Source organism: Agromyces sp. Marseille-Q5079, from assembly GCF_051016555.1.
In the GTDB taxonomy this organism is placed as follows: domain Bacteria; phylum Actinomycetota; class Actinomycetes; order Actinomycetales; family Microbacteriaceae; genus Agromyces.
This window is the reverse complement of the sequence record NZ_JBPEJF010000005.1, coordinates 148,984-167,039: the sequence shown is the minus strand read 5'-3', so window position 1 is coordinate 167,039 and position 18,056 is coordinate 148,984. Positions and strand designations below refer to the sequence as shown.

Annotated in this window: 13 protein-coding genes and 2 tRNA genes; 14 read left to right on the top strand and 1 reads right to left on the bottom strand. The window is 71.5% G+C overall.

Features of this window, described 5'->3' with window-relative positions:
• From ACR3IO_RS13400 to ACR3IO_RS13365, 8 genes are all read left to right on the top strand, one after another.
• Positions 1–147: a hypothetical protein gene (locus ACR3IO_RS13400; protein WP_434071711.1), complete on the top strand. Its 147-nt coding sequence runs from the start codon at positions 1–3 to the stop codon at positions 145–147.
• A 63-nt stretch (positions 148–210) separates the two neighbouring features.
• Positions 211–654 carry a phage tail protein gene (locus tag ACR3IO_RS13395; RefSeq protein WP_434071710.1) on the top strand — a complete coding sequence of 148 codons (444 nt, stop codon included), beginning with the start codon at positions 211–213 and terminating at the stop codon, positions 652–654.
• A gap of 24 nt (positions 655–678) precedes the next feature.
• Complete coding sequence (locus ACR3IO_RS13390; protein WP_434071709.1) at positions 679–1,431, top strand: LysM peptidoglycan-binding domain-containing protein; 753 nt, start codon at positions 679–681, stop codon at positions 1,429–1,431.
• Entirely contained in the window at positions 1,418–3,280 is a 1,863-nt protein-coding gene (locus tag ACR3IO_RS13385; RefSeq protein ID WP_434071708.1) for a VgrG-related protein, read from the top strand. Before ACR3IO_RS13390 ends, ACR3IO_RS13385 begins: the two co-directional genes overlap by 14 nt.
• A gap of 10 nt (positions 3,281–3,290) precedes the next feature.
• Positions 3,291–3,704, top strand: coding sequence for a GPW/gp25 family protein (locus tag ACR3IO_RS13380; RefSeq protein ID WP_434071707.1), 414 nt, complete (start codon positions 3,291–3,293; stop codon positions 3,702–3,704).
• Positions 3,701–5,644 carry a putative baseplate assembly protein gene (locus tag ACR3IO_RS13375; protein ID WP_434071706.1) on the top strand — a complete coding sequence of 648 codons (1,944 nt, stop codon included), beginning with the start codon at positions 3,701–3,703 and terminating at the stop codon, positions 5,642–5,644. The genes ACR3IO_RS13380 and ACR3IO_RS13375 overlap by 4 nt, the downstream gene beginning before the upstream one ends.
• A 1-nt stretch (position 5,645) precedes the next feature.
• Complete coding sequence (locus ACR3IO_RS13370; protein ID WP_434071705.1) at positions 5,646–6,209, top strand: phage tail protein; 564 nt, start codon at positions 5,646–5,648, stop codon at positions 6,207–6,209.
• A complete protein-coding gene (locus ACR3IO_RS13365; RefSeq protein ID WP_434071704.1) occupies positions 6,206–7,531 on the top strand; it encodes a zinc ribbon domain-containing protein in 1,326 nt (441 codons plus the stop codon). The genes ACR3IO_RS13370 and ACR3IO_RS13365 overlap by 4 nt, the downstream gene beginning before the upstream one ends.
• A gap of 18 nt (positions 7,532–7,549) precedes the next feature.
• Here the strand turns inward: ACR3IO_RS13365 and ACR3IO_RS13360 are convergent, their stop codons facing one another.
• Positions 7,550–10,336 carry a BTAD domain-containing putative transcriptional regulator gene (locus ACR3IO_RS13360; RefSeq protein WP_434071703.1) on the bottom strand — a complete coding sequence of 929 codons (2,787 nt, stop codon included), beginning with the start codon at positions 10,334–10,336 and terminating at the stop codon, positions 7,550–7,552.
• A gap of 270 nt (positions 10,337–10,606) precedes the next feature.
• Between ACR3IO_RS13360 and ACR3IO_RS13355 the strand changes: the two genes are divergently transcribed.
• The 6 genes from ACR3IO_RS13355 to ACR3IO_RS13330 all read left to right on the top strand — a co-directional run bounded on the left by ACR3IO_RS13355 (position 10,607) and on the right by ACR3IO_RS13330 (position 17,979).
• Positions 10,607–10,678 (top strand) — tRNA-Thr (locus tag ACR3IO_RS13355).
• 48 nt (positions 10,679–10,726) lie between these two features.
• Positions 10,727–10,800 (top strand) — tRNA-Met (locus ACR3IO_RS13350).
• Positions 10,801–10,937: 137 nt separating this feature from the next.
• Positions 10,938–11,486, top strand: coding sequence for a hypothetical protein (locus ACR3IO_RS13345; protein ID WP_434071702.1), 549 nt, complete (start codon positions 10,938–10,940; stop codon positions 11,484–11,486).
• A complete protein-coding gene (locus ACR3IO_RS13340; protein WP_434071701.1) occupies positions 11,486–12,271 on the top strand; it encodes a hypothetical protein in 786 nt (261 codons plus the stop codon). The genes ACR3IO_RS13345 and ACR3IO_RS13340 overlap by 1 nt, the downstream gene beginning before the upstream one ends.
• A gap of 228 nt (positions 12,272–12,499) precedes the next feature.
• Positions 12,500–15,058 (top strand): S8 family serine peptidase, encoded by a 2,559-nt coding sequence (locus tag ACR3IO_RS13335; RefSeq protein ID WP_434071700.1) that lies wholly within the window; start codon positions 12,500–12,502, stop codon positions 15,056–15,058.
• Positions 15,058–17,979: an FG-GAP repeat domain-containing protein gene (locus ACR3IO_RS13330; protein ID WP_434071699.1), complete on the top strand. Its 2,922-nt coding sequence runs from the start codon at positions 15,058–15,060 to the stop codon at positions 17,977–17,979. Before ACR3IO_RS13335 ends, ACR3IO_RS13330 begins: the two co-directional genes overlap by 1 nt.
• The last annotated feature ends 77 nt before the right edge of the window (positions 17,980–18,056 follow it).

Sequence of the window (18,056 nt, the reverse complement as noted above, 5' to 3'; positions counted from 1 at the left end):
GTGGGCGGCGTTCCCGGCGCCGGACCGACCTCGCAGGCCGACGTCGAGAAGCTCGCGGCCCGGCTCTACGCGCCCCTCGTGCGTCGGCTCAAGTCCGAGTTGCTGCTCGACCGCGAGCGAAGGGGCATCCGCATCGACGGACTGTGATCGAGAGGCAGCCGGTTGCCGAGACACCGGACGAACCGAACATGAGGAAGGCGGGGTGACGAGATGATCGACGACCTGAAGACCGCGGTCAGCGTGCGCTACGTGGTGCAACTCGACGAGTCGAACCTCGGGGAGTTCACCGGTTGCGAGGGCCTCGGCGTCGAGGTCGTGCTCGAGACCCGTGAGGAGGGCGGCAACAACACGTTCGTCTGGCAGTTCCCGACGAGGCTCAAGTACCCGAACATCAAGCTCTCCAGGCCCGTCTACGAAGGATCGAGCGACAAGGTCCTGAACTGGATCCTCTCGACGACGAGCGGTATGAAGCGCAGCACCGGCACGATCATCGCGAAGAACTCGAAGGGTGCCGTCGTCGCGACGTGGTCGATCAACGACGTGATCCCGGTGCGCTGGACGGGACCGGGGTTCAGCCCCGACCAGCCGAAGGTGCTCACCGAGACCCTCGAGATCGCCCACCACGGATTCATCTCCACCGGCGCGAAGTACTGACGCCCGAAGGACGAGGAGGACGCCATGCCGCTCACCCACACCGCCGACACGCGCAAGCTCACGCCGGCGAAGATCGAACTGCTCGAGCCAGGCCAGGCGGCCGGCCGGCCGGGTCCGCTCATCCGGGAGATCGCCTTCCAGCTCAACCCGAAGGAGCTCACCATGGCGAAGACGGCGAAGTGGGAGACGAAGAACCAGAAGAAGGCGTCGTCGGCGCCGCCGGCGAGCTATCAGGGGCCGGAACCGCAGAAGCTCACCGTGGAGATGTACTTCGACGCGTCGCTCTCCCGCAACTCGAGCGTGGTCGAGCACGTCGAGGACCTCTTCAAGGCGACCGCGCCGACCGAGAAGTCGAAGGGCACCAAGACGCCCTCGCCGCCATGGGTGAGGTTCATGTGGGGCGGGCTCTCGGGGTTCGTCGGGTACATCACGAGCGTGTCGGCGAAGTACACGCTGTTCGCGCCGTCGGGGATGCCGATCCGGGCCGTCTGCACCGTGTCGATGACCGAGCTCGCGACCGAGCAGGGCAAGCAGAACCCCACGTCCGGCGGACTCCAACCCCGTCGGCTGCACGTGGTGCGCGAGGGGGACACGCTCGCCGGCATCGCCTACCGCGAGTACGGTCGCTCCGTTCTGTGGCGCGCGCTCGCCGACGTGAACGGCATCGACGACCCGATGCGGCTCCGCCCGGGGCGGAGCATCCTGCTGCCTGTCGCCGAGGAGTTCGACCAGCCGCGTGAACCCATCCGCAAGGAGGTGGCCCGTGCCTTCGGTTGACGTCTTCACGAACGAACTGGTCGTCTCCGTCGAGGGTTCGCCGCTCGCCGCGGAGCAGTCGGCGCTGCTCATCCACGGTCGGGTGACGGATGCCGCGAGCCTGCCGGATTCGATCGAGCTCGAGTTCGCCGACACCGCCGGCGACCTGCTCGAGAAGGCGCGCATCCGGATCGGGGCGAAGCTGTCCGTCGCGGTCTCGCAGAACGGACCGGAGCCGACGGTCGTGCTCGTCGAGGGCGAGGTCACCGCGCTGGAACGCGAGGACCTCGGCGGCAGCCTCATCACGCGCGTGCGCGGCCTCGACCGGTCGCATCGGCTGTTCCGCGGCCGACGGGTTCGCGCCTTCGTCGACTCGAAGATCTCGGATGTCGTGACCAAGGTCGCCACCTCGGCGGGGCTGACCGCGCGGGTGAGCGAGACCCGCAGCGTGCATCCCAAGATCAGCCAGGACAACGTGGCCGACTGGGTGTTCCTGAAGCGCCTCGCCGACCGGGTCGGGTACTCCTTCTCGGTCGAACGCGGTCAGCTCGTCTTCGAGGCGCCGACCGAGGCCGGCACCGCAGCGGGTGGCTCGACGTCGGCGCGGAGCGACGCCGTCGTGATCGAGCACGGCCTGAACACCCTGTACCTGCGATCCACCGTGACCAGCAGCGAGCAGGTGCCCGAAGTCGAGGTGCGCGGCTGGGACCAGGCGGCGAAGAAGTCGGTGATCTCGAAGGCGCCCGCGAAGACGCGCAGCGCCCAGATCGACGTGATGCCCGACAAGCTGGCCAAGGAGTTCGGCAGTCCGGCCTTCATGGTCCCCGCGGGTGACGGCGTGGTCGCGTCGCAGGACGCGCTCGCGAAGGCCTACGCCGAGCGCATCGCCGGCGGGTTCGCCGAACTCGAGGCGGTCGTGCTCGGCACGCCGAAGATCCGGTCGGGCACCGCCGTGAGCGTCCGCGGCTTCGGCAAGCCGTTCGACGGCCGGTACACCGTGACCGAGACGGTCCACGAGTTCTCGTCCGACCTCGGCTACACCACCAAGGTGCACGTGACCAACACGTCCGACCGCTCGCTGCTCGGCGTCGCGACGAGCGGGGCCGCGGTGAACGGCGGCGGCTCGGGCGGCGCCCGGTTCGCCGGCGTGCTGCCCGCGATCGTCACCAAGCACGGCGACGCGACGGGACGCACCAAGGCGGAGGGCATGATCGCGGTCAAGATCCCCGCGCTCTCCGAGGAGTACGAGAGCAGTTGGGCGAGGGTGCTCTCGCTCGGCGCGGGGCCGAAGTACGGGCTGACCGTGCTGCCCGAGGTCGGCGACGAGGTGCTCGTCGCCTTCGAGAACGGCGACCTCGATCGGCCGTTCGTGCTCGGCGGACTGTACAACGGCAGTGATCAGCCGCTCGATCCGTGGAAGGAGATCGTCAAGCAGGGCAAGGTGTCCCGACGCGTCTTCGCGTCGCGCACCGGGATGGTCGTGGAGTTCATGGAAGACGGCTCCAAGGAGTTCGTGCAGATCTCGACCAACGAACGCGCGCAACGCATCACGCTCACGCAGAATGCCGACAAGGGCATCGAGATCATCTCCGAGGGGCCGGTCAAGGTGGTCGCGAAGAAGGACGCCACGGTCGAGGCGGCATCCGGGGCGATCAAGCTCACCGGCAAGTCCGTGGAGATCGAGGCGACGACCGACCTCAAGCTCAAGGGCGGCTCGAGCGCCGAGCTCTCGGCGCCGAACGTCAAGGTGAAGGCCGACGCGAGCGCCGAGTTCTCGGGCTCGACCGTGGCGGTCAAGGGCCAGGCGACCGCCGAGCTGTCGTCGACCGGCGTCACCACGGTTCGCGGCTCGATGGTGAAGATCAACTGAGGGGGAGCGGATGGCACAGGAGTTCGTCGGTCGGGGCTGGGCGTTCCCCGTGCATGCGGACGACACCGGTCGGATCGCCCTCTCGTCGAACGAGCGCGAGATCGAGGAGAGCATCCGGCTCATCCTCGCGACCGCGCCGGGCGAACGGCCCATGCGCCCGGAGTTCGGGTGCGCCGTGCACGAGTACGTCTTCGCACCCGCGGATGCCGCGACGGCGGGCGCCATCGGCGCGGCGGTCCGCTCCGCCCTGCGGTTCTGGGAACCGCGGATCGAGGTCGCCGACGTCTCCGTGTCGTTCGACCGCGCCGACGACGGCTGCCTCCTGATCGACATCGGCTACGTGATCCTCGGCACGAACGATCCGCGCAACCTCGTCTTCCCGTTCTACGTCATTCCCCGCGAGGAGTCGGAGGTGTCGTCATGACCCTGCCAGTGCCCAACCTGGACGACCGCAGGTTCCAGGACCTGGTGGACGATGCGAAGCGGCTCATCGCGCTGCGCTGCCCGGAATGGACGGACCACAACGTGTCCGACCCGGGCGTGACCCTGATCGAGGCGTTCGCGTTCATGACCGACGAGCTGCTGTACCGGCTCAACCGGGTGCCAGACAAGCTCTACCTGAGCTTCCTGGAACTGCTGGGCGTCGAGCTGTTCCCGCCGACCGCGGCGACCGCGGACGTCGTGATGTGGCTGTCTGCGCCCATGCCCGATCCGATCGTCGTGCCCGCGCGGACCGAGGTCGGAACGCCGCGCGCCGAGGATCGTGCCTCGATCGTGTTCTCGACGACGGAGGAGCTCGTGATCCCGCCGCGCACGGCGGACCTCGTCGGCACGGCGCCCGCCGAGGGCGAGCCGTGGGCTGGTCGGTCGAGCCTCAAGGACGGCCCGCTCGACCCCTTCTCGGAGCATCCGCGGATCGGCGACGCCCTCATCGTCGGCGTCTCGGAGCCGTCGGGCGGGCTCGCCCTGTCGATCCGCATCGACAGCACCGTGCGCGGCGTCGGCGTCGACCCGCTCGATCCGCCGATCCGCTGGGAGGCGTGGACCGGGTCGGATTGGTCGGCGTGCGACGTCGTGTCCGACGGCACGGGCGGGCTCAATCGTCCGGGCGAGGTCGTGCTCCTCGTGCCGCGCGGGCACGAGGCATCCGTCATCGCCGGCGAACGCGCCGCCTGGCTGCGCTGCCGGGTGATCGAGGTGCCCGAGGGCACGCCCACGTATTCGGCGTCGCCCGTCGTGCGATCGGCCGCCGTCGAGACGGTCGGCGGGGTCGTCGCCGCAGTGCACGCGGCCACGGTCGCCGACGAGATCCTCGGGCTCTCCGAGGGCGTGCCCGGGCAGGAGTTCCTCCTCGAGGGGCGTCCGGTGCTCGACGACGGCGCGCCGTTCGTCGTCGAGGTCGGCGGTGGCGGCGACTGGGATACGTGGACCGAGGTCGACACGTTCGCCGGGTGCGGCCCGGACGACCGGGTCATCCGGGTCGACCGCACGCGCGGGACGGTGTCGTTCCCGCCGGCGGTGCGCGAGGTCGACGGATCGTTGCGCCGGTTCGGCGCGGTGCCGGCGAAGGGCGCGCCGATGCGGGTCCCGGGCTACCGGCTCGGCGGCGGCGCCGCGGGCAACGTGTCCGCGGGCGCGCTCAGCGTGCTGCGCTCCACGGTTCCGTTCGTGAGCGGTACCGTCAACCGGCGCGCCGCGCACGACGGCCGCGACGGGGAGACCATCGACGAGGCGAAGGTGCGCGGCCCGCTCGCCGTGCGGACCCGCGACCGTGCCGTCACCGCCGACGACTACGAGCACCTTGCGAGGGGCGCAGCTCCAGGCATCGCGCGGGCGCACTGCGTGCCGGCGACGGATGCCGCGAACGGCGCGCGGCTGCTCATCGTGCCGTCCGTCGCGCCCGGCGTGGAGGGGCGGCTCGCGTTCGCCGACCTGCTGCCGTCGGACGAGCTGCTGCAGGCGATCGCCGACGACCTCGACACGCGGCGGCCGGTCGGATCGCGCCTCGTGATCGAACCGCCGGCGTACCAGGGCGTCACCGTCGTCGCGAAGCTGGTCGCCCGCCCGCGCGCCGCCGTCGAGGCGCTGCGCACGCAGGCGATCGCCGCGCTGTACCGGCACTTCGACCCCATCGTCGGCGGTGCCGACGGCACGGGATGGCCCTTCGGGCGCCCGGTGCTGGCGGGCGAGGTGTACTCGGTGCTGCAGGCGCTGCCCGGGACGGAACTCGTGGACGACGTGCTGCTCTTCGGTGCCGACCCGGTCACCGGCAAGCGCGGCGAACCGACCCAGCGCATCGCGCTCGATCCGGACGCGCTCGCGTTCAGCTTCGAGCACAAGGTCCGCGTGGTCTCGGGGGTGTGAGATGCGCGGATCGATTCCCGGACTGGCGTCGTCCGTCCCGTTCATCACCCGCCTCCCCGCCATCCTGCAGGAGGACGACTTCCTGCAGCGGATGCTGCCCGCCTTCGACGATGCGATCGCCCCGGTGCTCGGGGTGCTCGACAACCTCGACGCCTACCTCGACCCGCATCTCGCGCCCGAGGACCACCTCGACTGGCTCGCGACGTGGGTCGACATCCGCGTCGACCAGGCCTGGTCGGTGCAGCAGCGTCGCGACATCGTCGCGGGCGCCGTCGCACTGCACCGGCGCACCGGCACGGCGGGAGGCATCGCCGACGCCGTGCGGCTCGCGGCCGGTCCGGAGTCGGCCGTGGAGGTCGACGAGTCGGGCGCGACCGCGTGGTCCTCGACGCCGGGCGCCGCGCTGCCCGGACGGGACGACCCCGGCGTCACGGTCACGGTGACGGTACCGGATGCCTCGATCGACGGCCTCGAGGCGAGGCTGACGCGCGTCGTCCGATCGCTCGTGCCCGCGCACGTCCCCTGCTCGATGCGCCTGCGCGCGGCGAAGGACGGTGCGGCATGACCGAGACGAGAACCCTGGCCTGTCCGAACTGCGGGGCACTGAACACGCCGGACGACGACTTCTGCGGCGCCTGCGGGGAGTACCTCGGTTGGGAGGAGGCGGCGAAGGCGCCGGAGCCCGAGCCCGAGCCCGAGCCCGAGCCCGAGCCCGAGCCCGAGCCTGTTCCGGAGGCAGTGCCTGTTCCGGAGGCAGTGCCTGTTCCGGAGGCAGTGCGGGAGCCAATGCCGCAACCGCAACCGCAACCGCAACCGCAACCGCAGCCGGAGCCAGAACTTGAGCCAGGACCTGCGTCAGCACTCGCGCCTGTTCCCGAGCCGGAGCCCGAGGCCGAGCCGGAGCCCGAGGCCGAACCGGAGCCAGAGTCAGAGCCGAAGCTCACTCCCGAGCCCGAGCCCGAGCCCGAGCCCGAGCCCGAACCGGAGCCGAAGCCCGAGCCGGAGCCCGACCCGGTCACGGCATCTGACCCGGTCGCGGCATCCGTCCCGGTCGTCGCACCGCCCGTGCAGCCGCCGGCGCAGCGTCCGTCGGCGCAGCCGGCCGCGCGCAAGCCGACCGAGGCGCCGCGCCGCCAGCCGTCGAAGCGGCGCACGGCACGCCCGGAGGACGCCCCGCGTCCCGGCGAGCGCGTCTGCCCGAACTGCGGCGCGGGCAACGCGCCCGACCGCCACTTCTGCCGCCGGTGCGCGACGCAGCTCGACGAGGCTGCGCTGCCCGTGCTCGGGGCCTCCGCGCAGCCGGAGGCGGGCTCCAGGCCGCTCGTGCGGACCCGCCGGTTCCGTGCCTGGTGGGTGATCCTGCCGCTCGTGCTCCTCGTCCTCGGCGGTACCGCGTGGTTCGCTCGCGGCTGGATCTCGGAGACCGCGGCGGCGTTCGTCGATCGGGTCGCTGCGGCGACCCCGGTGAGCCCGGTCTCGATCGTTGCCTCGTCGTCGGCCGAGGGTCGTCCGCCCGAGTCCGCCTACGACGGGTTCTCGAACACGTCGTGGGCCCCGGCACCGCCGGGTGCGGCCGCGGGGGAACACCTCGAGGTGGCGTTCGACGAACCCTTCCGCCTGGTGTCGATGCAGATGGTGCCCGGGGCATCCGACGACCCGGCCGCGTTCCTGGCGGATGGACGGCCCGACACGGTGCTCGTCACGCTGACGAAGGAGGACGGGACCGTCGTCGAACGGACCATCGCGGTCGCCGACCAGCCGGGCTCGCAGTCGTGGGATGTCGGCGTCGACGACGTGGTCGGCGTCCGGTTCACGATCGGCACCGCGCACGGTGCGACCGACCAGACGCACGTCGCGATCGCGGAGTTGGCGTTCCGCGGTCGGTGATCGGATGCCGCGGCGCGCTCAGTCGACGCCGAGCGCCGCCCGCATGCGCCGGTAGCCCTGTTCGGTGCGCTGCGTCGCCGCGACGTCGCCGGACTGGCGGTGCACGGCGAGCAGTGCGCGCCACGCCGCGTCGTGCCAGGGGTCGATCTCGATCGCCCGCGTCGCCGCGTCGAGGGCGCCGCCGCGGTCGCCGGCCCGCAGCTCGAGGTGCGCGAGGGCGGATGCGGCCGCCGTGGCACGCATCCGGTAGCGGTCGCGGGCGCCCACGGCCCATTCGGCGGGGCCGTCCTCGGGCAGCACATCGCCGGTGTACCGCTGCAGGGCGAGCCGGAGGCCGTCCGCGGTGCCGGCGGCGTCGCCGCGTCGGCGGGCGGCGGACGCGCCCTCGAGGTTGGCGTCGAAGTCCGCCAGGTCGCAGTCGCGTCGATCGGCCAGGTGCAGCTGGTACGCCTCCCCGTCTCGCACGACGATGCGGTCGGCCGTGTCCAGGCCGAGCGCCCGACGGAGGCTCGAGACGCTCACGTGCAGGGCATGCATGGCCGACGTCGGTCCGAGGTCGCGCCAGATCACCTCCGCGATGAGTTCGCGGTGCACCGGCGACCCCGCGTGCAGGGCGAGCATGCGGAGGACGCTCCGTGCCTGCGGACGCACCCCGTGGAGGTCGAGGTCGCGCCCGCCGACCCCGAGGCGGAAGCCGCCGAAGCATCCGACGGTGACCCGCGGGATCCGGTCGACCAGCACCGGTGCGCCGACGAACAGCCCGGCGCTCGTGCGGGCGGCCTCGGAACGATCCGGTGTCGCGGTGGTGTTCGACGGCCGACTCGGCAGATCCACGGGGAGCCTGGGCATGCCGGCGTCGCGAGCCGCCGTCCGGCCGCTGCGCCGATGATCCTCGTCGCCGTCGTGGAGCAGGTGCGCGGCATCGAGCCAACTGCGGGCCGCGGGGCTCGGCGAGACGAGGGCGGATGCCTCGGCCTCTGACAATGCCGCGGCTGCTCGAGGCTCGTGGTGCACTGCGGCGAGGTACGCCCCCGCGGCGCTCGCCACCGCCGCGGCATCGGCCGCGCCGAGGGCTCGCAGGCGCTCGGCGAGCCTCGTCGCTCGCCGCGACTCGCCTCGGCCGGCTCTGATCCTCGTGAGCAGCCATGCGGCGTCGATGAACGCGGCGCCCTCGAGGTCGCTGCGGGTCTCGCATTCGTCGATCACCTCCTGCACCGTGCGCGGCGAGGACTCGGGTGCGAGCGCGGCGAGGAGGCCCCGTGCGAGGCGTGCGAGGCCGGCGAGACCGCGGGCCGACGCCTCGAACTCGAGGGAGCAGAGGGCCGTGGCCGTGTCGACGCGCGGGGTGATGCCCGATCGGGCGACGATGAGCACGAGTCGTGCCCCGATGCGTTCGGACGCGGAATCGCGGTCCGCATGCAGCCGGGGAGCCAGCAGGCCGATCGCGCCGACCGCGTCCCCGACGAGCAGGCGATACGCCGCGACGCGCACGTCGAGGGGCGTGAGCCGGCCCGTCGCGACCGTGCTGCCTCGAACGGTGCTGCCTCGAACGGTGCTGCCGTGCACGGTGCTTCCGTGCACGGTGCTCCGCGTCGAGACGGGTCGCCAGAGCTCGTCGAGCGTGGTCCGCAGCGCCGTCACGACCGGCGCGTGCTCCCGCCCGACTCGCGGCTCGATGGCGTCGAGCCGCCGGCCCGAGGGCTCCGGCTCGCGGTCGTCGAGGAGGGCCCGGATCCTGAGGAGGTCCGCCAGTTCGTCGCCCGGAATCGCCCGCGGAACCGCCCACGAGGCGACACCCGGCACCATGAGGAGGCTCGGCATGCTCCGGAGCCGTTCGGACACGCCGTCGACGTCGCCGAGATCCGCGAGCAGCCTGACCGACTCATGGGGTGGGACGAGTCGGGCGGCTGCCGCGATCGCCGCGTTCCGTTCGTCGGTCGCGAGTTCGGCGAGGAGGTGCCGGCGGAGCATCCGGGGCAGGTGCCGGGCCCCGTCAGGACCCAGCCGATGAGGGATCGCACCGTCTTCGAGCAGGCGCACGACCGCACCGCCGCGTTCGGGGCCGAGCAGGTCGACGGCATCCGAACGGTGCACTCGGGGTAGGGCGCAGGCCCGGCCCAGCGCCGCACGCGTCGAGGGAGCGACCTCGATCAGCATGGATTCGAGCGCCGATGCGAGCACGTCGCCTTCGGTCGCGGCATGCAAGGACGTGTCGAGGTCGTCGCGGTCGGATGCCGCGACGGCCGCGGCGATGCCCGCCACGAGCATCGGCGAACCGGCTGTCTCCTCGAGCAGGCGCGACGCCTGCGCCAGCGACGGCATGCGGGCGCCGACCGATCGGAAGACATCGGCGACCTCGTCGAGCCTGATCGCGAGGTCCCGTACGCCGAGCACCGACGTCTCGCCGTACTCGGCGCGCGCGACCGCATACGGCAGCGGTTCGCGCGACGCGATCACCACCCGCATCGGGGCGTCGGCGACGAAGCGCTCGAGGACATCGGATGCCTCGCACCCCACGCACCATTCCGCGTGGTCGACGAGCACCGTCGTCGCGCCGGAGTCCCGGGCCTCCTCCAGTGCGGACGCGAGCGTGCTCGGGGTCGTATGGGCGGCTTCGAGGCGCAGCATGAACGCACCCGGATCGGTGCCGGCCATGCGCTCGATCAGCGCCGACTTCCCGGAGCCGGTGCCCGCGATGAGGAAGACCCGGCGGGCCGTGAGCCTGGCGCGCAGGTGCGGCCGGTCGACGCCGTTTCGAACGGCGTCCCCCCGAACTGCCTGCGCGTGCTCCATCGTCCACCCCACGTCGAGATCTTGCGCTGCCGCCGAAGATAGTCCTTCTGCACGCCCGCGTCATCGGTGCTAACCCCGAACTGGGGGCACGCGGATTCGAGAATTCCTCCGCGCTCGCTACGGGTGCGGCATCCAGCCGAGCCGGACGCCGACGGATGCGGCGGGAGCGTCGGCGCGTTGGCGTTCCGGCCGGTCCTCCGGGAGTGTCCGCGCGATGTCCGCCCCGGTTCGGATCATCGCCCGAGAGGTGATATCCTCGTCAGGTTGCCGATTGCGGCACACGCCCCGATAGCTCAGTGGTAGAGCACTTCCATGGTAAGGAAGGGGTCGTCAGTTCAATCCTGACTCGGGGCTCTGGTTCTCTCGGTTCGGCCGTCATGGCAGAACCGGCGAAGCCTTCCCGGCGGGGTAGCTCAGGTGGTTAGAGCACACGGCTCATAATCGTGGTGTCGCGGGTTCGAGTCCCGCCCTCGCTACAACAGCAGAACTCTGCGCATCGTGGGTTCGTTTCCGGTCACCAAAGCGGGAGCAGGGGCCGAGCCGGCACCGCGTCAGTCGTGTCGGGCTGCTCGTGCATAGCGCTTCACCTCGTCGCGGGTGTACTCTCCGCCGCATGGGGAGAGATTCACCGCCCCCGAAGGCCGAAGCCGAGGCTGATGCCCACGAGGGAGCACGGCGTGCTTCGTGGATGCGGTCGGTCGTGATCATGGTCGGCGTCGGGGCGGCGGTGGTCCTGGCCGCGGTATACGCGACCGCCCTGATCGCGCCTGTACCGCGCCCTGACGCGACGTTGCACCAGACCGGTGCAGACGCGGATGATCGACTGCTCCTCCGTATGGAGTCGGAGGGGCAGGAATCGGGAGCCCCGCCCAGACCGGGGTACGGCGGAGGCGAGCAGGAGATCGACCTCTCCACGCTCTCCGCCTACGGCACGTTTCGAGGGTTCGAGATCTGGTCCGCGATGAACGCCTTCGAGGCCCCGTGCCTCATCGCGTTCCACCGGGCGACCGACGACATCGTCGCACGCTCGTGCGTGCCGGCCGGTACCGACCTGTTCGTCGACGCCGGCTGGCCTGGTCTCGCCCCGGGCGAGCAGCTGCGGTTCCTGCTGCGAAACGACACCGTGGAAGCCTTCCTCTTGCGCCCGGTGGGGCCGGACTGATGGACGGACCTCCGATCGTCCCCGACGACGAGCGCGAATTGCGAGAGCTGCGTGCGCGGGCTTACGGTCGCGAGCCCGACATCCTCGACGATCCCGTCGGGCTCGCACGACTCGCTGAACTCGAGGACAGGCGCGTCGCGAAAGCCGCCTCCCGGGTCGAAGGCGAGGCGTCCACCGAGGTCGAGCCGTCTCCGCACGCCGAGCCGCCAGGTGACTCGTCACATCTCGAGCGCCCGACCGCCGGGCGCTCGAGGGACTCCGAACCGCCGGCGACCGGCGGACCCTCCGCCACGTGGTGTCGGCGCCGAATGGCCTCGAAACGATCTCGTCCGATCTGGCTGGGTGCCGGCGCCGGGGTGGCCGTCGTCGCGATCGTGTGGGGGGTGTCGTGGCTCCGCGAACCTCGTCCGACGGCCGCACTGGCATCGACCGCGGACCGTGCCGACGAGGAGGTGCTCGCGCTCGTGGCGGAGTACATCCCGTTGCTCGACATCGATACGACGACGTTGGCGTCGTACGAGACCTACCGCGGGGTGGAGCCGTGGTCCGCCCGGGATGAGTTCGACAACCCGTGCCTCGTCCTCATCGACCGCTCGGCGGACGCCGTGCTGGAGGCGGCCTGCACGCCTGAAGAAGGGCAGCTGATAGCCGACATCGCGGCATGGCCCGCCAGCGGCCCCGCCTTCGCCTTCGCGGAGGGGCTTCCGGACGGAAGCATCATCCGGTTCCGGCATCGTGGCGACACTGTGGACGCGTTTCTGATCATCGCGCCGGGCGGTGACTGAAGGAGCGCGCCACGGCACCCTTCGACCAGCCGACGTCTCGTGCGATCCCGAGCCGGTGACGTCGAGGCGAGGGCACCGGATGCCGCGCGGCTCATCGTGGATGCGGCCGCCGACCACGACGGTAATTCGCCAGTAAGGACGCGTCGATAGCGTGCTGCCACCCCGCAGCCGCCGAGTCTCTCATGTGCGTGCGGGTTCGAGTTCTCAACCCTCACGAAGGAACACGTCATGCACAAGCCCAGAACCACCCCGACGTGGGTGGCGTCGCTGGCGGCCGTAGCCGCGGCCGCGGCGCTCCTCGTCGCGGCGCCGCCGGCGTTCGCCGCGCCCGCGTCCGACGGAGCCGACAAGATCGAGCCGTCCGTGCTCGCCGCCGCGGAGAACGGCGACGAGACGGCGTTCTACATCGTGCTCGCCGAGAAGGCCGACCTGTCGGGCGCGCACAAGGCCAAGGGGCACGGGAAAAAGGCCGCCCTCGCCTACGAGGAGTTGAGCACCACGGCCGCGAACACGCAACGGCCGCTGCGGAACTTCCTCGACCGGCACGAGGTCGCCTACCAGCCGTACTGGATCACGAACGCGATCCGCGCCACGTCGGCCGACGCCGGCCTGATCGAGGAGCTCGCCGCGCGCAAGGACGTCGCGCAGATCCTCCCGGATCGCACGTACGCCCTCGACGACACCGTCGTCGAGGGTTCGACGGAAGCGGCCGTCGATGCCGCGACGCTCGCCGCCGCGACATCCGTCGAATGGGGCATCGCCGACATCAAGGCCGATCAGGTCTGGTCGCAGTACGACGTCACGGGTGAGGGCATCGTCATCGCCAACGTCGACAGCGGCGTGCAGTACGACCACCCGGCGCTGGTCGGCAACTACCGCGGGAACCTCGGCAACGGCACGTTCTCGCACGACTACAACTGGTACGACCCGACCGGCATCTGCACCGGCGGAGCGCCGTGCGACAACAACAACCACGGGACGCACACCATGGGCACGATGGTCGGCGCGGGCGGCATCGGCGTCGCGCCGGGCGCGACCTGGATCGCGGCGAAGGGCTGCGAGGGCCGCACCTGCACCGACGAGTACCTGCTCTCGGCAGGCCAGTGGATGCTCGCGCCCACCGACCACAACGGCCAGAACCCGCGTCCCGACCTCGCACCCGACATCGTGAACAACTCGTGGGGCGGCAGCGACGACCAGTCGTTCTACAGCGACATCGTCGCGGCATGGAACGCGGCGGGCATCTTCGAGGCGTTCGCGGCCGGCAACGACGGCGACGGCGTGACCTGCATGACGACCGCGCCCCCAGGCGGACGCGAAGACGTGTACGGCGTCGGCGCCTACGACGTGAACGGCAGGATCGCGTCGTTCTCGGGCTTCGGTCCGTCGCCCATCGACGGCTCGCTCCGCCCCGACATCGCCGCCCCCGGCGTGAACGTGCGCTCGGCCGTCGCCGGCAGCGGCTACCAGGCGATGAACGGAACCTCGATGGCCACTCCGCACCTCGCGGGTGCGGTCGGCCTGCTCTGGAGCGAGGCGCCCTCGCTCATCGGCGACATCGACGCCACGCAGGCGCTCCTGAACGCCGCCGCGCACGATGTCGACGACACGCACTGCGGCGGCACGCCCGAGCGCAACAACGTGTGGGGCGAGGGCAAGCTCGACATCCTGGCGGCGGTCGACGCCGCACCGCACACCCGGGCGATCATCACGGGCACGGCCACCGACGCCGCGACGGGCGTCGCGATCCCGAACGTCACCGTGCACGTCGAGGGCGCCGGGTTCGAGCGCACGACGCGATCCGACGAGAACGGCGCCTACCGCGTCGTCCTGCCCGCCGGCACGTTCACGTTCGAGCTGAGCGGGTACGGCTACGCCGCCCTCGTCGACGAGGCGTACGTCGTCGTCGCCGGTGCCGACGCGGTACACGACCTCGCGCTCAGTGCGGTCGGCCACCACGCCGTGACGGGCGTCGTGCGAGACGTGGTCGGCGCGCCGCTGGCCGGCGTCACGGTCACCCTCGAGAACACCCCCGTGCCCGCCGTGACCACCGACGCACAGGGTCGGTACACCCTGCCGGATGTCGCGGAGGGCTCGTTCTCGATCGCGGCCTCGCCCGCGGCGCCGGTCCGGTGCAACGGCATCGCGCGCGGCGCGGTGACGGTCGATGCCGAGGTCGTGAACGACATCGCGCTGCCCGCCCGGACCGACGCGGCCGGGACGTCGTGCCTGCCCTCGGCCTACGCCTGGGTGAAGGGCGCGTCGACGGTCGCGGTGTCGGGTGACGAGGACGCCGAGACGATCGCGCTGCCGTTCCCGGTCTCGTTCGCCGGCGCCAGCCACACGTCGGCGTCGGTGACCACGAACGGCCTGGTGAACTTCGCCGCTCCGCGCGTGGGCGACTACGCCAACTCCGCGCTGCCGACCACGACGGCGCCGAACGGCATCATCGCCGCGTTCTGGGACGACCTCGTGATCGACAAGAAGTCGAGCGTCCAGACGGCGACCACCGGCACGGCCGGCTCGCGCCGCTTCGCGATCGTCTGGAACAACGCCGCGATCGCCGATGCCCCGAACGTGCGCCTCTCGTTCGAGGTCGTCTTCGACGAGAAGAGCGGCGCCATCACCCTCCAGTACAAGGACGTCGGAGGCACTGCGCTCGAACGCGGATCCTCGGCGACCATCGGCATCGAGAACCTCACCGGGACGGATGCCCTGCAGTACTCCTTCGACGAGTCCGTCATCACCGACGGCTCGGCGATCACCTTCAGCCGAAAGGGAGCATGATGTTCACCCGTAGACAGCGCCGAGGTCTCGGCATCGTCGCCACGTGCGCGGCGGTCGCGATGGCGGTCGGCATGGCGTCGCCCGCGTTCGCCGCCGACGGCAGCGACGGCCAGGAGCCGCTCGTGCTCACCCCCGATCAGGTCGAGGAGCTGAGCGCTCGCGCCCAGGTCGACGTCTACCGCGAGGGTTCGCAGCCCGATACGGAGGATGCCGCGGACGAGGGGTCGGACCCGGAGGCCGGCTCCGACCCCGAGGAGGCGGACGGCGGCAATCACCTCGACGCCGAGACCGCCGCGGCGTCGTGGAAGCTCACCGCGCACGGTTCCGTGGAAGGCGGCGCCGGCATGGTCGCGACCGTGCCGGTCGCCGGCGGCGGTGACGACTACTTCGCGATCGACTCGCTCGGTCTCGTGCAGCGCCGCACCGCGGCGGGCGCCGAGGTCTGGCAGCGCGACAACAGCTCCTGGTACGTCGACTGGAACGTGAAGCCCGCGCGCGTGTTCCAGACCGAGCCCTTCCCGGCGCGCATCGTCATGGGGTTCAACGCGGTGAGCCCCTTCACTCCCGCGTCCGAGAGCGGCTACGCGACGGGCGACCTGACCGGCGACGGCGTCGACGACCTGGCGTTCACCGCCTCGGTCGGCGCGAACCCGTACCGGCCCATGCTCGGAACGCCGTCGACCGGCACCTTCGTGACGATCATCGACGGCGCCGACGGCCACACCCTCTGGTACAAGCTGTACTCGGGCGTGTACAACCTGCAGCTCGTCGACGGCACCCTCGTGGTGGCCGATTCGCCGTTCTTCAACATCAACGCTCCGGCGGGGTCGAAGCTGCTGCTCCGCGGTCTCACGTTCGCCCCGTCCGGTACGGGGCTGGAGGTCGCGTCCGAATGGTCGTACGACCCCGGTGCGCCGGCGGCGTCGGGTTGGGCGGACCTCGAGCCGATCGGCGACGGCCTGCTCGCGGCATCCTGGGACCGTCGCAAGGACGCCCTGGCCACGGTCCCGAGCGGGAACACGCTCGTCATCGACACGAAGGACGGCGCAGCAGCGTGGACGGCGACCGATCGCCTCTACTCCCGGCAGCTCCGACTGGACGCCTCGCGCAGCCGCCTGGTCGCCCTCGAGCAGTCCGACCCGAATGAGGGGATCGAGTACCAGGTCGTCTCGTACGACCTGGCCGACGGTGAGCGCACGGTGCTCGACACCCGCGTGAACGCGGTGCCGCTCGCCTCGGCGGTCGGCGATCTCGGCGACGGCGGCTCCGAGATCGTCGTCAGTGAGGCGACGCTGGACGGTGCACTGAAGTTCAATGCCTCGACCGTGCGTGCACTCGACGGCGACACGGCCGCACAGCGATGGTCGCGCACCCTCAAGCGCGACCCGGCGAACACGGCCGACGGGAGCCTCGGCTGGGGGCTCGTGATCGCCGATGGGCGCGTCATCGTCAACTACCGCGACGACGCGAAGTCCGACACGGCGGAGAACAGCAGCAACTCGTGGTTCGGCCGTATCTCGGTGCTGGCGGGCAAGAACGGTGCCGTGAAGTGGGAGCACGCCGGCACGGCCGCCTCGCAGCTCTGGTCCCAGGCGATCGTGAACGGCAAGGACGTCCGGATCCGCACGGTGGACACGCTGCAGAACGTCCGCACCTACAACCTGGGCTCCGGAAAGCAGGTCGGCGTGACGCCGCTCCCGGCGAACTCGTCGTCGGCCGTGGCGACCGACGTCAACGGGGACGGAGCCGACGACCTCATCGTCGGCGGCGACTCGCAGGGCCTCTTCGCGTACGACGGCCGCGCGCTCGTCGCCGGCCAGCGCGTGCCGCTGTGGACGGCGACGGTTCCCGGCTCCGTCCAGAAGCTGGTGCTCGCCGACGTGAACGGCGACGGCCGCGACGAGATCGTCGTCGCCGCCGACACGGCGGCGGCGGTCGTCGATGCGCGGACCGCCAAGGTGCTGCGCACGTTCGACGGCGACGGGCAGTTCGTCCGTACCGTGGCCGCGCCCGACCTCGACGGTGACGGCAAGGCCGAGATCGTGGTCCCGACCGATGCGGTGCGGGTCTTCCACGGCGACGGCAAGCTCGCGTGGACCTACCAGCCGGCGGATGACGTCGTGTTCGGCGACGTCTCCTTCGGCGACGGGCGGGTCTACGCCGAGTACTCCTCGCGCGGCGCGCTCGCGCTCGCTCCCGAGGACGTGGCCCTGGGAGGCGTGGCCCTCGACGCCGGCACGGGCGCCGTGGCCTGGCAGGCGGAGCCGACGGTACCGAGCGGACTCGGACTGGACGGCACGGTCTACGGCTCGGGGCAGCGCGCGGCGACCTTCGCCTCGCCGGAGATCCCGTACGCCGACGGGCACGCGGTCGTGTACACGTGGCTCGGCCGGGTGTCCGCGACCACCCCGCCCGCGATGTTCATGGAGATCCGCGACGGGCGGACCGGTGAGGTGCTGCGCAGCGACCGGCTCGGAGGCCCGCACAACCTGGGCGCCTGGATGACCGGCCCCGAGGGGCTCATGGCCGTGACGACGGGCGCCGTCACGACCTTCGGCGCAGACGGCGCGAAGTCGATCCTCCGGACCGTCGCCACCCTGCGGGACGCCGGGTTCGCGTCGACGCCGAGCGGAGAACGGATCCTGGTGGCGGGAAACGACGGCGGGCTGAGTGCCTACCCCGCCTCGCTCCTGACCTCGACCGACGGGGGCGGGTTCCAGGCGCCCACCGCGTCGGTCAGCGTGCTCGCCGGCGGCGAGCTGGAACTGGCCGACCTCGACGCCGACGGGCGGGTCGAGCTCGTGTCGCTCAACCTGAACACCCGTGGCGCCGACCGCACGGCCGGCCTGATGGGCTCGGGCTACCAGGTGGGCAACACCACCATGAAGCGGTTCGTGGTCGCGACGGTCGACGCGCAGTGACCGTCTAGGCGGATGCCGCGGCGGCCCCCTGCCCGATCGGGGCCGGGGGCCGTCGCATGCCGACGGGCGACTAGCCT

Excerpts from the sequence above, each read along its gene's own strand:
- ACR3IO_RS13380 (WP_434071707.1), top strand. The coding sequence starts at position 3,291 with ATGGCACAGGAGTTCGTCGGTCGGGGCTGGGCGTTCCCCGTGCATGCG.
- ACR3IO_RS13330 (WP_434071699.1), top strand. The coding sequence starts at position 15,058 with ATGTTCACCCGTAGACAGCGCCGAGGTCTCGGCATCGTCGCCACGTGC.
- ACR3IO_RS13370 (WP_434071705.1), top strand. The coding sequence starts at position 5,646 with ATGCGCGGATCGATTCCCGGACTGGCGTCGTCCGTCCCGTTCATCACC.
- ACR3IO_RS13345 (WP_434071702.1), top strand. The coding sequence starts at position 10,938 with ATGGGGAGAGATTCACCGCCCCCGAAGGCCGAAGCCGAGGCTGATGCC.
- ACR3IO_RS13365 (WP_434071704.1), top strand. The coding sequence starts at position 6,206 with ATGACCGAGACGAGAACCCTGGCCTGTCCGAACTGCGGGGCACTGAAC.
- ACR3IO_RS13390 (WP_434071709.1), top strand. The coding sequence starts at position 679 with ATGCCGCTCACCCACACCGCCGACACGCGCAAGCTCACGCCGGCGAAG.
- ACR3IO_RS13340 (WP_434071701.1), top strand. The coding sequence starts at position 11,486 with ATGGACGGACCTCCGATCGTCCCCGACGACGAGCGCGAATTGCGAGAG.
- ACR3IO_RS13395 (WP_434071710.1), top strand. The coding sequence starts at position 211 with ATGATCGACGACCTGAAGACCGCGGTCAGCGTGCGCTACGTGGTGCAA.
- ACR3IO_RS13335 (WP_434071700.1), top strand. The coding sequence starts at position 12,500 with ATGCACAAGCCCAGAACCACCCCGACGTGGGTGGCGTCGCTGGCGGCC.
- ACR3IO_RS13375 (WP_434071706.1), top strand. The coding sequence starts at position 3,701 with ATGACCCTGCCAGTGCCCAACCTGGACGACCGCAGGTTCCAGGACCTG.